The sequence below is a fragment of the Rhodococcus sp. UFZ-B548 genome, assembly GCF_903819475.1.
GTDB lineage: Bacteria > Actinomycetota > Actinomycetes > Mycobacteriales > Mycobacteriaceae > Rhodococcus_F > Rhodococcus_F erythropolis.
Window position 1 is genome coordinate 156623 of record NZ_CAIJDS010000007.1, and the last position, 16913, is coordinate 173535.

17 protein-coding genes and 1 tRNA gene are annotated in these 16913 nt (G+C 63.4%); 9 read left to right on the plus strand and 9 right to left on the minus strand.

Going from position 1 to position 16913, the window contains the following annotated elements:
- Positions 1–35: 35 nt before the first annotated feature.
- Together H7C86_RS09695 and cobC are read right to left on the minus strand one after the other, a co-directional pair.
- Complete coding sequence (locus tag H7C86_RS09695) at positions 36–1169, minus strand: Nif3-like dinuclear metal center hexameric protein (RefSeq protein WP_019748956.1); 1134 nt, start codon at positions 1167–1169, stop codon at positions 36–38.
- A complete protein-coding gene (cobC, locus tag H7C86_RS09700; protein WP_046378731.1) occupies positions 1166–2200 on the minus strand; it encodes an Rv2231c family pyridoxal phosphate-dependent protein CobC in 1035 nt (344 codons plus the stop codon). Before cobC ends, H7C86_RS09695 begins: the two co-directional genes overlap by 4 nt.
- 56 nt (positions 2201–2256) lie before the next feature.
- Between cobC and H7C86_RS09705 the strand changes: the two genes are divergently transcribed.
- The 3 genes from H7C86_RS09705 to H7C86_RS09715 are packed head-to-tail and all read left to right on the plus strand — an operon-like array spanning position 2257 to position 4417.
- On the plus strand, positions 2257–2952 hold the full coding sequence (locus H7C86_RS09705) for an HAD hydrolase-like protein (RefSeq protein ID WP_019748958.1): 696 nt from the start codon (positions 2257–2259) through the stop codon (positions 2950–2952).
- A complete protein-coding gene (locus H7C86_RS09710; protein WP_046378732.1) occupies positions 2939–3430 on the plus strand; it encodes a low molecular weight protein-tyrosine-phosphatase in 492 nt (163 codons plus the stop codon). Before H7C86_RS09705 ends, H7C86_RS09710 begins: the two co-directional genes overlap by 14 nt.
- Positions 3431–3478: 48 nt before the next feature.
- Entirely contained in the window at positions 3479–4417 is a 939-nt protein-coding gene (locus H7C86_RS09715) for an SURF1 family protein (RefSeq protein ID WP_020908149.1), read from the plus strand.
- On the opposite strand, the gene H7C86_RS09720 is transcribed toward H7C86_RS09715, so the two are convergent.
- From H7C86_RS09720 to H7C86_RS37190, 6 genes are all read right to left on the minus strand, one after another.
- Entirely contained in the window at positions 4358–5389 is a 1032-nt protein-coding gene (locus tag H7C86_RS09720; protein ID WP_182261469.1) for a cobalamin biosynthesis protein, read from the minus strand. The genes H7C86_RS09715 and H7C86_RS09720 overlap by 60 nt on opposite strands.
- A gap of 65 nt (positions 5390–5454) precedes the next feature.
- Positions 5455–5679, minus strand: a complete 225-nt coding sequence (locus tag H7C86_RS09725) for a hypothetical protein (RefSeq protein WP_003941648.1) — start codon at positions 5677–5679, stop codon at positions 5455–5457.
- 93 nt (positions 5680–5772) lie between these two features.
- Positions 5773–5844, minus strand: a tRNA-Val gene (locus H7C86_RS09730).
- Between the two features lie 32 nt (positions 5845–5876).
- Positions 5877–6341 (minus strand): peroxiredoxin, encoded by a 465-nt coding sequence (locus H7C86_RS09735; protein ID WP_019748962.1) that lies wholly within the window; start codon positions 6339–6341, stop codon positions 5877–5879.
- A gap of 35 nt (positions 6342–6376) precedes the next feature.
- On the minus strand, positions 6377–6802 hold the full coding sequence (locus H7C86_RS09740; protein ID WP_003941575.1) for a DUF3052 domain-containing protein: 426 nt from the start codon (positions 6800–6802) through the stop codon (positions 6377–6379).
- Positions 6803–6979: 177 nt separating this feature from the next.
- Positions 6980–7540, minus strand: a complete 561-nt coding sequence (locus tag H7C86_RS37190; protein WP_259349076.1) for a hypothetical protein — start codon at positions 7538–7540, stop codon at positions 6980–6982.
- Positions 7541–7773: 233 nt separating this feature from the next.
- On the opposite strand from H7C86_RS37190, the gene aceE reads away from it, so the two are divergent.
- The 6 genes from aceE (at position 7774) to H7C86_RS09775 (ending at position 16253) form a co-directional block, all read left to right on the plus strand.
- On the plus strand, positions 7774–10629 hold the full coding sequence (gene aceE, locus H7C86_RS09750) for a pyruvate dehydrogenase (acetyl-transferring), homodimeric type (RefSeq protein ID WP_007735476.1): 2856 nt from the start codon (positions 7774–7776) through the stop codon (positions 10627–10629).
- Positions 10630–10728: 99 nt separating this feature from the next.
- Positions 10729–12057 carry a CdaR family transcriptional regulator gene (locus tag H7C86_RS09755; protein WP_019748966.1) on the plus strand — a complete coding sequence of 443 codons (1329 nt, stop codon included), beginning with the start codon at positions 10729–10731 and terminating at the stop codon, positions 12055–12057.
- Positions 12058–12184: 127 nt separating this feature from the next.
- Positions 12185–13093, plus strand: a complete 909-nt coding sequence (locus tag H7C86_RS09760; protein ID WP_081329056.1) for an ACP S-malonyltransferase — start codon at positions 12185–12187, stop codon at positions 13091–13093.
- A gap of 84 nt (positions 13094–13177) precedes the next feature.
- Positions 13178–13453, plus strand: coding sequence for a meromycolate extension acyl carrier protein AcpM (gene acpM, locus H7C86_RS09765; protein ID WP_003941649.1), 276 nt, complete (start codon positions 13178–13180; stop codon positions 13451–13453).
- A 7-nt stretch (positions 13454–13460) separates the two neighbouring features.
- Entirely contained in the window at positions 13461–14711 is a 1251-nt protein-coding gene (locus H7C86_RS09770; RefSeq protein ID WP_020969930.1) for a KasA/KasB family beta-ketoacyl-ACP synthase, read from the plus strand.
- A gap of 108 nt (positions 14712–14819) precedes the next feature.
- A complete protein-coding gene (locus H7C86_RS09775; RefSeq protein ID WP_003941597.1) occupies positions 14820–16253 on the plus strand; it encodes an acyl-CoA carboxylase subunit beta in 1434 nt (477 codons plus the stop codon).
- 125 nt (positions 16254–16378) lie between these two features.
- Here H7C86_RS09775 and H7C86_RS09780 read toward each other — a convergent pair whose 3' ends face one another.
- Positions 16379–16888 carry a DUF3145 domain-containing protein gene (locus H7C86_RS09780; protein WP_020969931.1) on the minus strand — a complete coding sequence of 170 codons (510 nt, stop codon included), beginning with the start codon at positions 16886–16888 and terminating at the stop codon, positions 16379–16381.
- Between the last annotated feature and the right edge of the window lie 25 nt (positions 16889–16913).

Genomic DNA, 16913 nt, shown 5'->3' on the forward strand with positions numbered 1-16913 from the left:
ATTGTTCGTGCAACCGTACCTTGCAGAGCGCTGCACTAATGCGCACTCAAACACCACGGATCGGTGCGAATTGTCGAAACCCGGCTTTCCCACCCCGGATTGTCGGCAAACGCGGCGTCGAGCACCGATTTCGCCTGCGCACACCACGGGTATTCACTAGCCCAATGGGCGACATCGACCAGTGCCGGGCCACCGGCACGAAGATGCTCGTCCGCGGGATGATGCCGCAGGTCCGCAGTGACGTAGACGTCGGCGCCCAGCGCCGCCACCACGTCCAGATACGAGTCGCCGGAACCGCCGCACACCGCCACGGTACGAACGGTCGCGTCCGGATCTCCGGCAGCGCGAACACCCCACTCGGTCGAGGGCAGTGAGCGCGCCACTCGCGCCGTGAACTCTCGCAATGTTTCGGGGTGCTCGAGCTCACCCACCCGCCCCAGACCGAGCGAACTGGGGAACGCTGCGAGTTCGAAGACATCGAAGGCTGGTTCCTCGTACGGGTGGGCGGCACGCAATGCGCCCAGCACCGCACTTCGCTTTCCGCGTGGGGCAATCACTTCCACACGATCCTCGCGAACCTGCTCCACAGCGCCGACAGTCCCGATCGTCGGATTCGCACCGTCGGCTGGCAAGAACTGACCCGTACCGGTGACCGTCCAACTGCACTGGCTGTAGTCACCGATCCGCCCAGCCCCTGCCTCGAAAAGTGCATCCTGCACGGCCGATGCATTCTCCACCGGAACCATGACGACCCACTTGTCGAGCGGCTGCGTCGGCTTGGGTTCGATCGGGCGCAGCACGGTCAGGCCCAGGGCCTGCGCCAACGCGTCGGACACTCCGGGGTCGGCGGAGTCCGCATTGGTGTGCGCCGAGAACAGTGCGCACCCCGCCTTGATGAGCTTGTGGACCAACGCACCTTTGGGTGTGTGAGCACCGACGGTGTCCACCCCACGCAGCAGAAGTGGGTGGTGAACGACCAGAAGGTCGGCACCGGAGGCGATGGCGTCGTCGACCACTGCCTCGGTCGGATCCACCGCGAAAACCACTCTCGTCACCGCGTCCGCAGGATCGCCGCAGACCAGACCGACCGAATCCCACGATTCCGCCAGGGCGGGCGGATAAGCAGATTCCAGCACGGCTATGACGTCCGCAAGAATTGGGCCGCTCACAAGATCTCCTTCATCGCTTCGATCAGTACCGAGACCTGCTCGGCTGGACGGACGGCAACGCGCAACTGATCGGGCCCGAGTCCGGGAAAGGTGTCGCACCGGCGGACGGCGATACCGCGGGCACGCAGGTGCTCTCGCATCGAGGCGCCGTCGCGGACGTCGACGAGCACGAACGGCCCCGCAGCGGGTTCGTGCACGGCAATCCCGATCTCGGTCAGTCGCCGGGACATGTCTCGGCGGTCTGCGGCAATCGATTCGGCTTTGATCCTCGACTGCTCGACCGCGAACGGTTCGCAGCACGCCGTGATGGCCTCGATCTGCAGACTGCCCAATGGCCAGTGGGCTCGGCCCTGAGCCAGTCGAGCGAGAAGATCCGGAGAGCCGATCGCGTACCCACACCGCAATCCGGCGAGTGCCCACGTCTTGGTCAGGCTCCGAAGCACGAGTACATCCGCCGACTCGACACCTGCGATGCTCTCCGCTTCGCCGGGGATCGCGTCGCCGAATGCCTCGTCCACCACCAGGATCCGGCCCGGCCGACGCAATGCCAACACATCGGCCTTGGGGTGAAGCACGGACGTCGGATTGGTCGGATTGCCCAGAACGACAAGGTCCGCGGATTCTGGTACCTGCGCGGCCCGAAGCTCGAAAGGCGGCTCCAGAATCACCTGCGTCACCGGTACACCGGCCTCTCGCAGCGCCAGTTCCGGCTCGGTGAAGGACGGATGGATCAGCGCTGCCGACCGAGAGCCCAGGCGCGGCAGCATCGCGAATCCCTCGGCACCGCCCGAGAGCAACAACACCTCTTCGGGCCGGCGCCCGTGCCGCTGCGCGACGGTTTCGCGGGCTTTCAGTTCCGCTGCAGCCGACGGGTACGAACCGAGCGTCGACAGCCCTGCGGCCAGCCGATCCCGCAACCACTTCGGTGGGCCGGAGCCTTGAACGTTGACGGCAAAATCGAGTAACCCGGGCTCCGCTTCGACATCTCCGTGATGTCGCAAGCTCTCCAGGTCAACCGTTCCGGTACTCACCCGGTCAGCCTACGGTCGAGCACCGTGCGCGGACATCACCCCTGCCGTCCGGGACAATGAGTGCCGTGACGACACCACCCCTCGACCGTTTTCCTGTAGTTCTGTTCGATCTGGACGGAACCATCACCGATTCCGCTCCCGGCATTCACGGCGGCTTCCGACATGCGTTGGCAACTGTCGGCCATCCGGAGCCGACGGAAGCGATGTTGGCATCGGTGATCGGCCCGCCGATGGTCGATACCTTCAGGTCACTCGGCATGGCCCCGGCGGACGTGGATCGGGCGATCGCCGCGTACATCGAGCGTTACGACGCGACCGGGTGGCAGGAGAACTCGGTGTACGAGGGTATGGACGTCGTCCTGGGTAAAGCTCGCGCGAGCGGCACCCGACTGGCCGTCGCCACCTCGAAGTCGGAGCGATTCGCCATTCGAATCCTGGAGCATTTCGGCCTGGCCGAGCACTTCGAGTTCATCGGCGGCGCAAGTGACGACGGAACTCGTCGGGCGAAACCCGATGTGATCGCGCACTCGCTGACCTCACTCGGGATCACTCCCGTCCTCGCCGCCGACGGCGGAACCCCCGACGTGCTCATGATCGGCGATCGTGATCACGACGTGCTCGGCGCCGCGAAGTACGGCATCCCCACCGTCGTCGTCGAATGGGGCTACGGTTCCGCCGAGGAAGCGCGGCAAGCGTTTCGCTCCGTATCGTCGGCATCCGAACTGGGAGGACTTCTCGATGGCCGCCTCTGAACCACTCCGTGTGACTGAACCACTACATGTGACGTTTGTGTGCACCGGCAATATCTGCCGGTCACCAATGGCCGAAAAGATCTTGCTCGCGCATCTGGGCCGTGAAGGCCTCGCCGACCGGGTGCGTGTCAGCAGCGCCGGTACCGAGGGGTTTCACACCGGTAGCGAGGCCGACGAGCGGACCAACGTCGTGCTCCGATCGGCCGGATATCCGACGGGCCACAGCGCCGCGCAGGTCAATGCAGATCATCTCGCCGCCGATCTTGTCGTCGCCCTCGACACCGGGCACGAACGTGAGCTTGCTCATCTCGGCGTGCCCACCGAGCGTCGGCGCCTACTGCGATCGTTCGACCCCGAGGCGGACGGAGAATCGGTTCCGGACCCGTACTACGGGGATCAGGAGGACTTCGAACTGGTTCGAGACCAGATCGAAGCGGCCATTCCCGACATACTCGACTGGATCCGCGAGCGAGCCTGAACCCGGAGCAAAATTCACTCCCGTTCGGGCAACGGATACCGTGGACGTGTGCGAAGACTGAAATTCCTGTTGCGGCCCGGTTGGTTGGTACTGGCAGCTGTGGTCGGGCTCTTCGCCTACCTGTGCTTCACCGTGCTCGCTCCGTGGCAGCTCGGCAAGAACACGAAGACCGAGCACCGCAATGATTTGATCTCGAACTCGATCAACGCGGAGACCGTGCCGATCGGTGATGTCGTCGCCGATTCGACGGTCGCACCGGACGACGAATGGCGAAACATCACCGCGGCAGGTACCTATCTACCCGACGCCGATATCCTCGTCCGCCTGCAGTCCATCGAGGGCGCGCCGTCGTACGAGATCCTGACGCCTTTCCGCCTGGACGACGGTCGCACAATCCTCGTCAATCGCGGATACGTTCGGCCGATCAACGGCGCCGAGGCACCGCCCATCGCTGCGCCGCCGACCGATCCGGTCACTCTCAACGGCCGTGTGCGCCTGTCGGAAGGCACTGCACCCGGCCGAGTACCGATGTTCGAGGACGGTGCGAAGCAGGTCTACTCCATCGACGCACAGCCGATCGGCGAGTTCATCGGAACGGACCTGATCGACGCGTACATCCAACTCGAACCCGACCAGCCCGGCGGTCTCGGCACGATCCCGCTCCCCCAACTCGACGCGGGCCCCTACCTCTCTTACGGGTTCCAATGGCTGGCGTTCGGCATCATGGCGCCGCTCGGACTGGCTTACTTCATTCGCGCCGAGTGGCGCGAACGTCGCAAGGAAAAGGCAGCTCAAGCAGCTGTGGACGGTTTCGCAGCCGACGACGCCGCTGCCGAGACGACCCCGGAAGCGGCAGTGTCCGCGCCTGCCGCACCCCCCGGCGAACCGGCTCGAACCTTCAGCCGTCGCAAGAAGCCCGAGCCGGAATCAGTGCCGCTCACGGCGCAGGAAGCCAAACTTGCCGATCGATACGGCAATACCCGCTGAAATACCCGCTGAAATACCCGCTGACACCACAGCTGCACTGATCTGCACCGCCGACGAAAGCCTCGCCGCGCGGCGCAGATCGTTCGGCGTCGGCACAGGCCCGCGGCCGAGGACGGGACGCATCTCCACCCCGTGCGCGTACTCGGTCCGACCACCCAACGAAATGCCCAACGCCCCTGCCGCCGACGCTTCCGCGACGCCCGCATTGGGGCTTGGATGAGCCGCTGCGTCGCGTTTCCACGCTGCCAGTGATTCCTGAACCGAGCCGCCCACCACCGGTGCACACGCAGCCGTCAGCGCACCTGTCAGCCGAGCCGGGACGATGTTGACCAGGTCGTCGAACCTCGCCGCAGCCCACCCGAATCTGAGGTACTTCTCGGAGCGGTACCCGATCATCGCGTCGAGTGTGTTGGCAGCGCGGTAGACGAACAGACCTGGCACGCCCCCAATTGCACCCCAGAACACTGCGCCGACGGTTGCATCCGAGGTGTTCTCGGCAACCGACTCCAGCGCTGCACGCGTGAGGCCGTCCTCGCCCAGCACCGAGGGATCGCGTCCGCACAGTGAAGGAAGTAGCTCACGCGCTTTCGTCAGGTCGCCGTCGACCTGTGACGCCTCCAATCGAGCGGCCATGTCGATGCCGGTGCGTGCAAGCGACGTCCCGCCGAGCACGGCCCAGGTAGCTATCGCCGTCGTACCCGTGACGGCCACCCAACCGGCCCGGCGCGACGCTGCTTCGGCTGCGAGCCCAAGTCCTGCGGTGCCGGCCAAGAGCACGGCGACATGAAGTGTTCCGGCCGCGCGCGAGTCCCGGTAGGACATCTTCTGCAGCGCGATAGCTGCGGTTCCGAAGCCGGCGACCGGATGGAACCGCCCCGGATCGGCGAATGCCCGATCCGCAACGAAGCCGAGGAGAAGCCCGGCAGCTCGCGCATTGAATCGAGATTGGGACGAACGAACCGAAATCTGCACGAGCGTAGTTGTAGCAGCGACGCTCGTTCTCTGGCCAACCGTCACGTGTCTGCCCGAGCTGATATCTACCCGTCCCAGTCGATCGTCAGGTAGATCAAGCGGTGCATTCGGTTGATTTCCCAGACTCGGGCAATCCCGGTCGCCAGTGCGTCGCTTTGGGAACGAACCCGGATCGTCTGCCCCGGGAACAACGCAACACTGAGACTGGGCATCTCGGCGATGTGTATGTGTGGACGGGTGGGATGCACGCGCGTCGGGTCGACGGCTACTTCGATCACAGAACTGGACATGCGTCCAGAATGGCGTATTGCGGACAATTCGTTGCCGAAAATGAAAAAACCCCGATCTGCGTCGACATGCAGATCGGGGTTTGAATTCTTCGGTGGGCGCGGAGGGTTTCGAACCCCCGACCGCTGGTGTGTAAAACCAGAGCTCTACCACTGAGCTACACGCCCGAACTCCCGGTGAGACCCTCACCGGGAGTGCTCTAAGACTCTAGCGCGGCAAGCGCGTTTGCCCAAAGTCCGTGGTCACGGGCTTCTCCGGGGCCGTTCATCTCGGCAAAACGAATGACTCCGTCTTTGTCGATGACAAAGGTGCCACGATTCGCGAAGCCCAACTTGTCGTTGAACACCTCGTACTTCTGAGCGACTTCACCGTGCGGCCAGAAGTCCGACAGCAAGGGAAATGTGTATCCCTGCTCAGCCGACCAGATCTTGTGAGTCGGCGAAGCACCGACAGAAATCGCGAGAATGGCAGTGTCGTCGTTCTCGAACTTCGGAAGCTCGTCACGGACCTTGCAGAGTTCCCCCTGACAAGTCCCGGTGAAGGCCAACGGATAGAAGACCAGCAGAACATTCTTCTTACCGCGGAAATCTGCGAGCGAGACTTCCTGGTTGTTCTGGTCCTTCAAGGTGAAATCCGGTGCCTGGGCACCAACTTCGAGAGGCATGTGCAATTCCTTGGGAAAGTGAGGAAAGGGCCGGGTCAGCGCTTGTTGGCCGGACGAGCCTTCGGCTGAACCAGTCGACTTCCCGACCAGTCACCGAGGTTGGCTGCCGATGTCTGCGTCAAGCCGGCAGTCGGCGCCGATTCGGCAATCTCGCTGGGCTCGACATGTCCGTCGAGACCGGTCTTGGGAGTGAGAACCCACACGAAGCCTTCGTCGGCGAGGGGCCCGATGGCATCCATCAAGGCATCCACCAGGTCACCGTCCTCGTCGCGCCACCACAGCAGCACAACGTCGATGACCTCGTCGGAATCCTCGTCGAGCATTTCCCCGCCGATGGTTTCCTCAACCGCGGCACGAATGCCGTCGTCGGTATCCTCATCCCAGCCCAGTTCCTGCACCACCATGTCAGTGGTAATCCCGAGTTTCTGAGCGTAGTTCTGGGCATCCGCCGCGGCGACCACGGTGGGGTCCTCCTTTTGTTGATGGTGTGTGGCGACCCCGCACACCTACCGTTTGACGATCAATTAGGGAAAGCGAACATGGTCTGAGGCGTTAGCGCAAGCCGACCACGCCGAAAACTTTCACCAAAGATCGTCTTCTGACACACGGCGAACCTTACGCCTGCGGATTACCGCAGGTCACAGGGATCCACATTCATCGAAGATCGACTTGCGAATCGAATTGCTCGTATCGCTGATCGAATTGATTTCATCCGCCGAATGATCGCTCTCGATCACGACTGCAGATGAACGTAGGTTCGCGGCCAATTCGTCGAACAGTCCGGAAAGTTGCGCCGGAAGTTCACTCGCGACCGAGTCGAACCACGAGGCGGTGTCCCTGGCCGACGAAGCAGCAGCGCTTGCTTCGGCTCTCAGGTCGGTCTCACCATGATTTCCGGCGTCGACGTAGGCATTGAACGCGACCACGTCGTTTTTCGATCGAGAGACCGCTTCCTCACAGATCGCGAAAGCTGCCTCTGCCGCATCTGCCGCCGCTTTCGACGAGGACACGGCGGCCATCGAAATACTCACCTCGGATTGGTATGCAGCCACGTGCGCTTCATTGGGTACTGCCGATCCGGTCACCGCCGCCGAACATCCCACGATCACCGACAGTCCCACTGCGATCGATCCGACCGAGACCCACGCCCCGACCCTGCCGTAATTGATTTCTTTGTTTATTTTTTCCCACCCCTTCATACGTTCCGATCGATCCCCCAAGCCTGTGACTACGGGGAACCATCACACCCCTGCGTCACGCCGAAAAACGCTACCCGAGAGTAACCAGAGGCGAGGTGTGCCGGACCGACCGGGATGGTGAAAGATGAGGTACGCGCCATATTCACGATGGAAGTGCGTCGGACCTAACAAGGCCTCGATCACCTATGTAAGGACGCCCCACCACGCGTCCCCAAACCAATGAGGAGCACACGTTGTCTGACCTGATCCAGGGTCCCGCGTCCGGGCAGAACGCCGATTCCGGCGCCGCCGGCGAGTCGGGTTCGCCCGCGTCGAACACGCCGGGGGGAACCGACGGTCGCGTTCGCGTCATTCGCGAAGGTGTTGCGTCGTACCTGCCGGACATCGATCCGGACGAGACCACCGAATGGCTCGAATCATTCGACGGACTTCTGGATCGATCCGGACCCACGCGTGCCCGCTACCTCATGCTCCGCATGCTCGAACGCGCCGGTGAGAAGCACGTCGCACTCCCCGCGCTCACCTCGACCGACTACGTCAACACGATTCCGACCGAAAACGAGCCGTGGTTCCCCGGCGACGAAGAGGTCGAGCGCCGCTATCGCGCCTGGATCCGTTGGAACGCCGCGATCATGGTCCACCGCGCGCAGCGACCGGGCGTCGGCGTCGGCGGTCACATCTCCACCTACGCATCCTCGGCAGCGTTGTACGAAGTCGGCTTCAACCACTTCTTCCGCGGCAAGGACCACCCGGGCGGTGGCGACCACATCTTCATCCAGGGTCACGCCTCCCCCGGCATCTACGCACGCGCCTTCCTCGAGGGCCGCATCCCCGCGGAACAGCTCGACGGATTCCGCCAGGAGAAGTCCCACGCCGACTTCGGCGGAGCACTGCCGTCCTACCCGCACCCGCGGCTGCTTCCCGACTTCTGGGAGTTCCCGACGGTCTCGATGGGCCTCGGCCCGATGAACGCCATCTACCAGGCCCGGTTCAACCACTACCTCAACGACCGCGGCATCAAGGACACCACCGATCAGCACGTGTGGGCATTCCTCGGCGACGGCGAAATGGACGAGCCCGAATCACGCGGCCTCGCTCACGTCGCGGCAACCGAAGGCCTCGACAACCTCACGTTCGTCGTGAACTGCAACCTCCAACGCCTCGACGGCCCGGTCCGCGGCAACGGAAAGATCATCCAGGAACTGGAATCGTTCTTCCGCGGTGCCGGCTGGAACGTCATCAAGGTCGTCTGGGGTCGCGAGTGGGATGCGCTGCTGCACGCCGATCGCGACGGCGCACTGGTCAACCTGATGAACGTGACGCCGGACGGTGACTACCAGACGTACAAGGCCAACGACGGCGCGTTCGTACGCGATCACTTCTTCGGACGTGACCCCCGCACCAAGGAACTGGTCAAGGACCTCACCGACCAGGAAATCTGGAACCTCAAGCGCGGTGGCCACGACTACCGCAAGGTCCACGCCGCCTACGCAGCGGCCATGGCACACAAGGGCCAGCCGACGGTCATCCTCGCGCACACCATCAAGGGCTACACCCTCGGCAAGCACTTCGAGGGCCGCAACGCCACACACCAGATGAAGAAGCTGACGCTGGACGATCTCAAGGCGTTCCGCGACATGCAGCACATCCCGATCTCGGATGCCGAGCTCGAGAAGGATCCGTACCTGCCTCCGTACTACCACCCGGGCGCGGACGCTCCCGAGATCAAGTACATGCTCGACCGTCGCAAAGCACTCGGAGGGTTCCTGCCTTCCCGCAACACCGACGCTGCTCCGCTCAAGCTCCCCGAGGACAAGACGTACGACGTCATCCGCAAGGGCTCGGGCAAGCAGGAAGTCGCCACCACCATGGCGATCGTGCGCATCCTCAAGGAACTGTTGCGCGACAAGGAGATCGGCAAGCGGATCGTGCCGATCATTCCGGACGAGGCCCGTACGTTCGGTATGGACTCGTGGTTCCCGTCGCTGAAGATCTACAACCGCAACGGACAGCTCTACACCTCCGTCGACGCCGAACTCATGCTCGCCTACAAGGAGAGCCCGATCGGCCAGATCCTGCACGAGGGCATCAACGAGGCCGGTTCGACGGCATCGTTCACCGCAGTCGGCACGTCCTACGCCACCCACGGTGAACCGATGATTCCGCTGTACATCTTCTACTCGATGTTCGGTTTCCAGCGCACCGGCGACGGCCTGTGGGCGGCTGCCGACCAGATGGCTCGGGGATTTGTTCTCGGCGCCACCGCCGGTCGTACCACTCTGACCGGTGAAGGTCTCCAGCACGCCGACGGACACTCGCTGCTCCTGGCATCCACCAACCCCGCCGCTGTCACCTACGACGCCGCGTTCTCGTACGAGTTGGCGCACATCGTCAAGGACGGCTTGCGCCGCATGTACGGCGGCACCGAGGGCGTCGACGGTTTCGGTGGCGAGAACATCTTCTACTACCTGACCATCTACAACGAGCCGTACGTTCAGCCGGCCGAGCCCGAAGGTCTCGACGTCGAGGGCTTGCTCAAGGGCATCTACCTCTACAAGACGTCCGAAGCAGCCGGCCCGAAGGCACAGATCCTCGTATCCGGTGTCGCGATGCCCGAGGGTCTGCGTGCGCAGAAGCTGCTCGCCGACGAGTGGGGCGTCTCGGCCGACGTCTGGTCGGTCACGTCCTGGGGTGAGCTGCGCCGCGAAGGCGTCGAATGCGAACGTCAAGCGCTGCTCAATCCGTCCGAGGATGCTCCGGTTCCCTTCGTCACCACGGCGTTGTCCTCGGCCCAAGGCCCTGTCGTCGCGGCTTCGGACTGGATGCGGGCGGTCTCGGACCAGATCCGTCAGTGGGTTCCCGGCGACTACACCACGCTCGGCACGGACGGGTTCGGCTTCTCCGACACCCGCACCGCTGCGCGTCGTTACTTCAACGTCGATGCCGAGTCCATCGTCGTTGCCGTGCTGATCGGTTTGGCGAAGGAAGGATCGATCGAGCGGTCGAAGGCCGTCGAAGCAGCGAGCCGATACCGCATCGACGACGTGAATGCTGCTCCCGAGCAGACCGGGGACACCGGTAGCGCCTAAGTCGTAGGGCAACAGTCCCAGCGATCGAAAACAGACCTACGCCCATCGCCGCGGGTGTCATCTCGACATCCGCTGCGGCGATGGGCGTAGGTTTTTCTCATGCCCGAACCTGATCCCGAGAAACCCGAAGAGGGCGTACGCCGCACTCGACCACAGTCGTCCGGGTTGCAGGCTGTACTCGCCCGCCGTCGTCAGGTTCGCGATCCACTTCCAGAAGCCTTGCTCCGCCGCGTCAAACAGTTCTCCGGTCGGCTCTCCACCGAGGCCGTGACCGTGATGGAGGAGCAGCTTCCGTTCTTCGACAGTCTCGACGCGTCGCAACGTGCCGACGTTCAACTCTTGGTGCAGACGTCGGTGGTGAATTTCCTGGAATGGCTGCGGCAACTCGACTCGGAGATCAGCTTCGGATACGAGTCGTTTCCGGTCATCCCTCAGGATCTTGCTCGACAGCTCACGCTGCGCCAGACCGTCGACATGGTCCGGGTGGCGATGGAGTTCTTCGAGAAATGGCTGCCGGCTCTCGCCCGCAACGATCAGCAGCTGATCGCGCTGACAGAAGCGGTCCTGCGCTACGGGCGTGAACTCGGTTTCGCAGCAGCGACGGTGTACGCAAGCGCCGCCGAATCGCGGGGTGCCCTGGACACGCGACTGGAAGCGCTCGTCGTCGACGCCGTCGTGCAGGGCGACACCGGATCAGACATGCTCTCCCGCGCCGCCACCTTGAACTGGGATGCCACGGCTCCGGCGACCGTCATCGTCGGGTCTCCCCCGCCGGACGAGCGGGTCTCGGTTGCCGGCACCGTCCACGCGACTGCCGCCGCGCACGGGCGCGCTGTTCTCGCCGTGGTGCAGGGTCCGCGACTGGTGATGATCGTCAGCGGCGAGCTGAGCAGTAAGACGGAAGGCAGCCAATTCCTTCAAGACCTGCTCATGAGTTTCGCCGACGAGCCGGTGGTGATCGGCCCGACAACGCCCTCGTTGAGCGCAGCACACTTCAGTGCGTCCGAAGCTCTCGCGGGAATCAAGGCCGTCGCCGGGTGGCGCGGCGCACCTCGTCCCGTTTTCGCGACTGAACTACTCCCGGAACGGGCACTACTGGGAGACGACGCTGCCGTAAAGGCTCTTCGCGATTTCCTGGTCGCACCTTTAGCGGAATCCGGCACAGTCTTGACCGACACTTTAGACAGTTATCTCGACTGTGGAGGTGCGGTTGAGACTTGTGCACGTCTTCTGTTTGTTCATCCAAATACCGTTCGGTACCGCTTGAAGCGAATCGCGGAAGTTACCGGCCGGGATCCTACGAATCCACGCGACGCATACGTACTACGGATCGCCGCTACCGTGGGCCGATTGACACAAATCGATCTCAAATCGAACAATTCGGTTACTTCAGTCACATCTTTAACATCCGGACAAACAAACCTGTAACCCCCGAGCGTCCAATTTCGATGGCCGGGCGCGACGTGGGATTTTGTGGGAACCCTACAAAACACTTCGCCAGAGTTCATCGCGACCGACATCTCGCAGGTCACTCGCGGCGGTGTTCTCTTAATAAGTGATTTCGTTGCTCGCCCCGGGACAGGGCTCTCAGACACCCGGCATGCTCAGCCCATGGCTGGCACTGCCCGGAGCGCAAGACCGCCTCGAAGTGTGGTCGAAGGCAGCCGGCCTTGACCTCGTCCGACTCGGCACGACCGCGACTGCAGAAGAAATCACCGACACCTCGGTAACCCAGCCCCTCGTCGTTGCCGCTGCTCTGCTGGCGTACGAGGAAATCGAATCACGTGGGCTCCTCGGCGCCGACGTCATCGCTGCCGGCCATTCAGTGGGTGAACTTGCCGCTGCTGCGGTCGCCGGTGTTATTTCCGCTGACGACGCGGTCGCGCTTGCCGCCCTCCGCGGCGCCGAGATGGCCAAGGCTTGTGCGCTCGAGCCCACCGGCATGTCAGCCGTTCTCGGTGGCGACGAAGCCGAAGTGCTCGCACGACTCGAAGAACTCGGGTTGGAAGCGGCCAACCGCAATGCGGCCGGCCAGATCGTGGCTGCCGGACTGCTCACCGCGCTCGAAGAACTCGCAGCAAACGCACCCGAAAAGGCCCGAGTCCGCGCACTGCCCGTCGCCGGCGCTTTCCACACCCGCTTCATGGCACCTGCACAGGACGCCGTCGCAGTTGCTGCCGCCAAGATCACCCCGTCCGATCCGACGCGCACGCTGCTTTCCAACTCGGATGGCGCACCCGTCTCCTCGGGCGCCGACGCCCTCACCAAACTTGCCGCGCAGGTAACCCGCCCCGTTCGTTGGGACCTCTGCTCCGCGTCGTTGCGGACAGCAGAAGTCAGCGCGATCGTGGAACTCCCGCCGGCCGGAACCCTCGTCGGAATTGCCAAGCGCGAAATGCGTGGCACGCCGACGGTGGCCCTCAAGAACCCGGAGGATATCTCCGCACTGTCCGAGCTGACCTAGCTCGGACGCCCACCCGGCCGATCAGCCCGAACGGCGGCCGGACGTTTCACCCCACCTCAATCGATCAAGAAGGGAGCCACACCAGTGGCCCACACTCAGGAAGAAATCATCGCGGAACTCGGCCAGATCGTGGAGGAGGTCACCGGTATCGAGCCTTCCGAGGTCACCGTTGACAAGTCCTTCGTGGACGACCTCGATATCGACTCCCTGTCCATGGTCGAGATCGCTGTTCAGACCGAAGACAAGTACGGCGTGAAGGTCCCCGACGAGGATCTCGCAGGCCTGCGCACCGTCGGCGACATCGTCGCGTACATCCAGAAGCTCGAAGCCGAAGGCGCCGAAGCCAAGAACGCAGAGTGAGCCGACCGTGACTTCCGCTTCTACCCGCAAAGGGAAATTCCCCGACATCGTCGTCACGAGCCTCGCGACGTCGACCTCGGTGGCTGGTGATGTGGATGGCACGTGGAAGGCGCTACTCGCCGGCGAAAGCGGCATCGGAATCCTCGATGACCCGTTCATCGACGAGTTCGACCTTCCCATTCGCATCGGCGGGCACCTGAAGGTTTCACCAGACGAGGGCTTGTCCCGCGTCGAAATTCGACGGATGAGCTGGGTGGAACGCCTTGCCCTCACGTTGAGCCGCACGGTCTGGAGCAACGCCGGCAGCCCCGAAGTCGATCAGGACCGCCTCGCGGTTGTCATCGGCACCGGACTCGGCGGCGGCGACACGCTCATCGACGCCGTCGACAAACTCCGTGGCGGCGGATACCGCAAGGTGTCCCCGTTCTCGGTGCAGATGGTCATGCCCAACGGACCGGCCGCAACGGTCGGGCTCGAACTCGGGGCCCGCGGTGGAGTCATCACCCCGGTCTCGGCATGTTCGTCGGGATCCGAGGCAATTGCTCACGCTCACCGCATGCTTGTCATGGGTGACGCGGACATGGTTGTGGCTGGTGGAGTCGAGAGCTTCATCGACGCGGTTCCGATCGCGAGCTTCGCCATGATGCGTGCAATGAGCACCAACAACGACAATCCGACCGCAGCTTCACGTCCTTTCGACAAGGACCGTGACGGATTTGTCTTCGGCGAAGCCGGCGCACTGATGATCCTCGAAACCGAGGAACACGCAAAGGCACGCGGGGCCACCATTCATGCCCGCCTGCTCGGTTCCGGAATCACTTCGGACGGGTACCACATCGTGGCACCGCATCCGGAAGGCCTGGGCGCGGCGCGAGCCATGACCCGAGCAATCGAGATGGCCGGACTGACGAAGTCCGACATCAAGCACATCAACGCCCACGCCACTGCGACGCCGATCGGTGACATCGCAGAGGCAAAGGCAATCAACGCAGCGGTCGGCAATCACGCTGCGGTGTACGGCCCGAAATCCGCGCTGGGACACTCGATCGGCGCTGTCGGCGCCCTCGAATCAGTCCTCACGGTTCTGGCGGTGCGTGACGGGATCATCCCGCCCACGCTCAATGTTGACAGCCAGGATCCAGAAATCGATCTCGATGTCGTCAAGGGTGAACCCCGAACCGGCTCTTTCGATTTCGCACTGAACAACTCGTTCGGTTTCGGTGGGCACAATGTCGCGCTCGCCTTCGGTCGGGCCTAGCCCGAACCGCGGTTTGCACCTGTCCGCGGGTGTCGTTGCAACACAACGTCACCCGCGGACAACACCGACCTTTCGTTCCACCCAAGGCTCGTACTGAAGGAGGACGCGATGACCATCCTGGCCCCCGTGACAAAGTCCGAATCATCGACAGACCCGCGCGATCCTCTTGCGCGCCTGGAAAATCTGTTCGACCCCGGCACAACAGTGCCGCTCCACGCCCGTGACAAGTCCGGCGTGCTCGCTGCATCCGGAAACATCGACGGCGTCCGCACCATCGCATACTGCTCCGATGCCACCGTCATGGGCGGCGCAATGGGCGTCGACGGTTGCAAACACCTCGTCAAAGCCATCGATACCGCCATCGAGGAAGAGTCCCCCATCGTGGGTCTCTGGCACTCCGGTGGCGCGCGTCTGGCTGAAGGCGTCGAAGCACTCCACGCAGTCGGACTGGTCTTCGAGGCCATGGTCCGTGCCTCCGGTCTCATACCTCAAATTTCCGTCGTGCTCGGCTTTGCCGCTGGTGGAGCCGCGTACGGTCCAGCCCTCACCGATGTCGTGATCATGGCGCCGGAAGGCCGAGTGTTCGTCACCGGCCCAGACGTAGTTCGCAGTGTCACCGGTGAACAGGTCGACATGGTGTCACTCGGCGGTCCGGACACACACACCAAGAAGTCGGGTGTCGCGCACATCGCCGCACACGACGAGGCCGACGCATTGCACCGCGCACGCCGCCTGGTCTCGATGATGTGCGAGCAGGGCGAATTCGATCAGCGGGCAGCGGAACTCGGCGACAGCGATCTGCGCGCCATGATGCCTGCGTCCGCAAAACGTGCATACGACGTTCGTCCCATCGTTCACGAAATGCTCGACAACGTCGAAGGCGAGTCGAGCTTCGAAGAACTGCAAGGCAATTACGCGCGGAGCATCGTCACCGGTTTCGGCCGGATGGCCGGACGCACGGTTGGCGTCATCGCGAACAACCCACTGCGACTCGGGGGGTGCCTGAACTCCGAAAGTGCAGAGAAGGCCGCTCGATTCGTGCGACTGTGCAACGCATTCGGCGTGCCGCTCGTAGTCGTCGTCGATGTTCCCGGGTATCTGCCTGGCGTGTCGATGGAGTGGGAAGGCGTGGTTCGGCGCGGCGCGAAGTTACTTCACGCCTTCGCCGAGGCGACTGTCCCCCGCGTCACCGTCGTCACTCGAAAGATCTACGGCGGCGCATACATCGCAATGAACTCGCGAGCACTGGGAGCTACGGCCGTTTTCGCTTGGCCCAACTCCGAAGTGGCCGTGATGGGCGCGAAGGCTGCTGTCGGCATACTGCACAAGCGGGCTCTCGCTGCGGCACCGGACGACGAGCGTGAAGCATTGCACGACCGTCTCGCTGCCGAACACGAGGCGATCGCAGGCGGCGTCGACCGCGCTGTCGAAATCGGCGTCGTCGACGAGGAAATCGACCCGGCGAAGACTCGCAGCATCGTCACCGCTGCGCTCGCGTCTGCACCATCTGTCCGTGCGCGCCACAAGAACATTCCGCTCTGACAACCCTGGACAGCAAGGTGGGCCTCGCCGATACGGCGGGGCCCACCTTTGTCATTCAAGTCTTTGTCTGCACGTCTGTGTCATTCCAGCTAAAGGGTCGCCCCGAGTTTCAGGATGGACCTCGGTCAGCTGACACGCCTTCGCAGCCATGTCACTTCGGCGCCTTCGCCCGAACTCCGGAAGGGTTCGAGTTCCTCGTCCCACGGTGCGCCTATCGCCCGATCGATCTCCGCGGCGATGTCTCCACCGGAATTCATGATGGACCGCAGTTTCATCTCCCCAACGACGACATCACCGTTCGCACTGGTGGATCCGCGCCACAAGCCCAGACCGGGTACATGGCTGTACCGTTCGCCGTCGACGCCACGACTCGGGTCCTCCGTGACCTCGAACCGCAACATCGGCCACGCCCGTAACGAATCGACCAGGCGGGCACAGGTTCCGACGGGACCTGTCCAGTCCGTCGTCGCACGCAGAAGTCCGTCGTAGGCAGGCTGTGAGGTCCATCTGAGCTTGGCAGGGCTGTCCAACGTGGCGGACAAAGCCCAATCCACGTGCGGGCACAGCGCCGCGGGCGACGAGTGGATGTAAACCACACCAGTCGTCACGTCCGCGAATTGATTCATTTCGCGCACTCGAGCCTCCTGCTTCGACGAGGGA

Coding starts and splice junctions, on each gene's coding strand:
- H7C86_RS09705 (WP_019748958.1), top strand. CDS start 2,257: ATGAGTGCCGTGACGACACCACCCCTCGACCGTTTTCCTGTAGTTCTG.
- H7C86_RS09710 (WP_046378732.1), top strand. CDS start 2,939: ATGGCCGCCTCTGAACCACTCCGTGTGACTGAACCACTACATGTGACG.
- H7C86_RS09725 (WP_003941648.1), bottom strand. CDS start 5,679: ATGTCCAGTTCTGTGATCGAAGTAGCCGTCGACCCGACGCGCGTGCAT.
- H7C86_RS09735 (WP_019748962.1), bottom strand. CDS start 6,341: ATGCCTCTCGAAGTTGGTGCCCAGGCACCGGATTTCACCTTGAAGGAC.
- H7C86_RS37190 (WP_259349076.1), bottom strand. CDS start 7,540: ATGAAGGGGTGGGAAAAAATAAACAAAGAAATCAATTACGGCAGGGTC.
- H7C86_RS09755 (WP_019748966.1), top strand. CDS start 10,729: ATGCCCGAACCTGATCCCGAGAAACCCGAAGAGGGCGTACGCCGCACT.
- H7C86_RS09775 (WP_003941597.1), top strand. CDS start 14,820: ATGACCATCCTGGCCCCCGTGACAAAGTCCGAATCATCGACAGACCCG.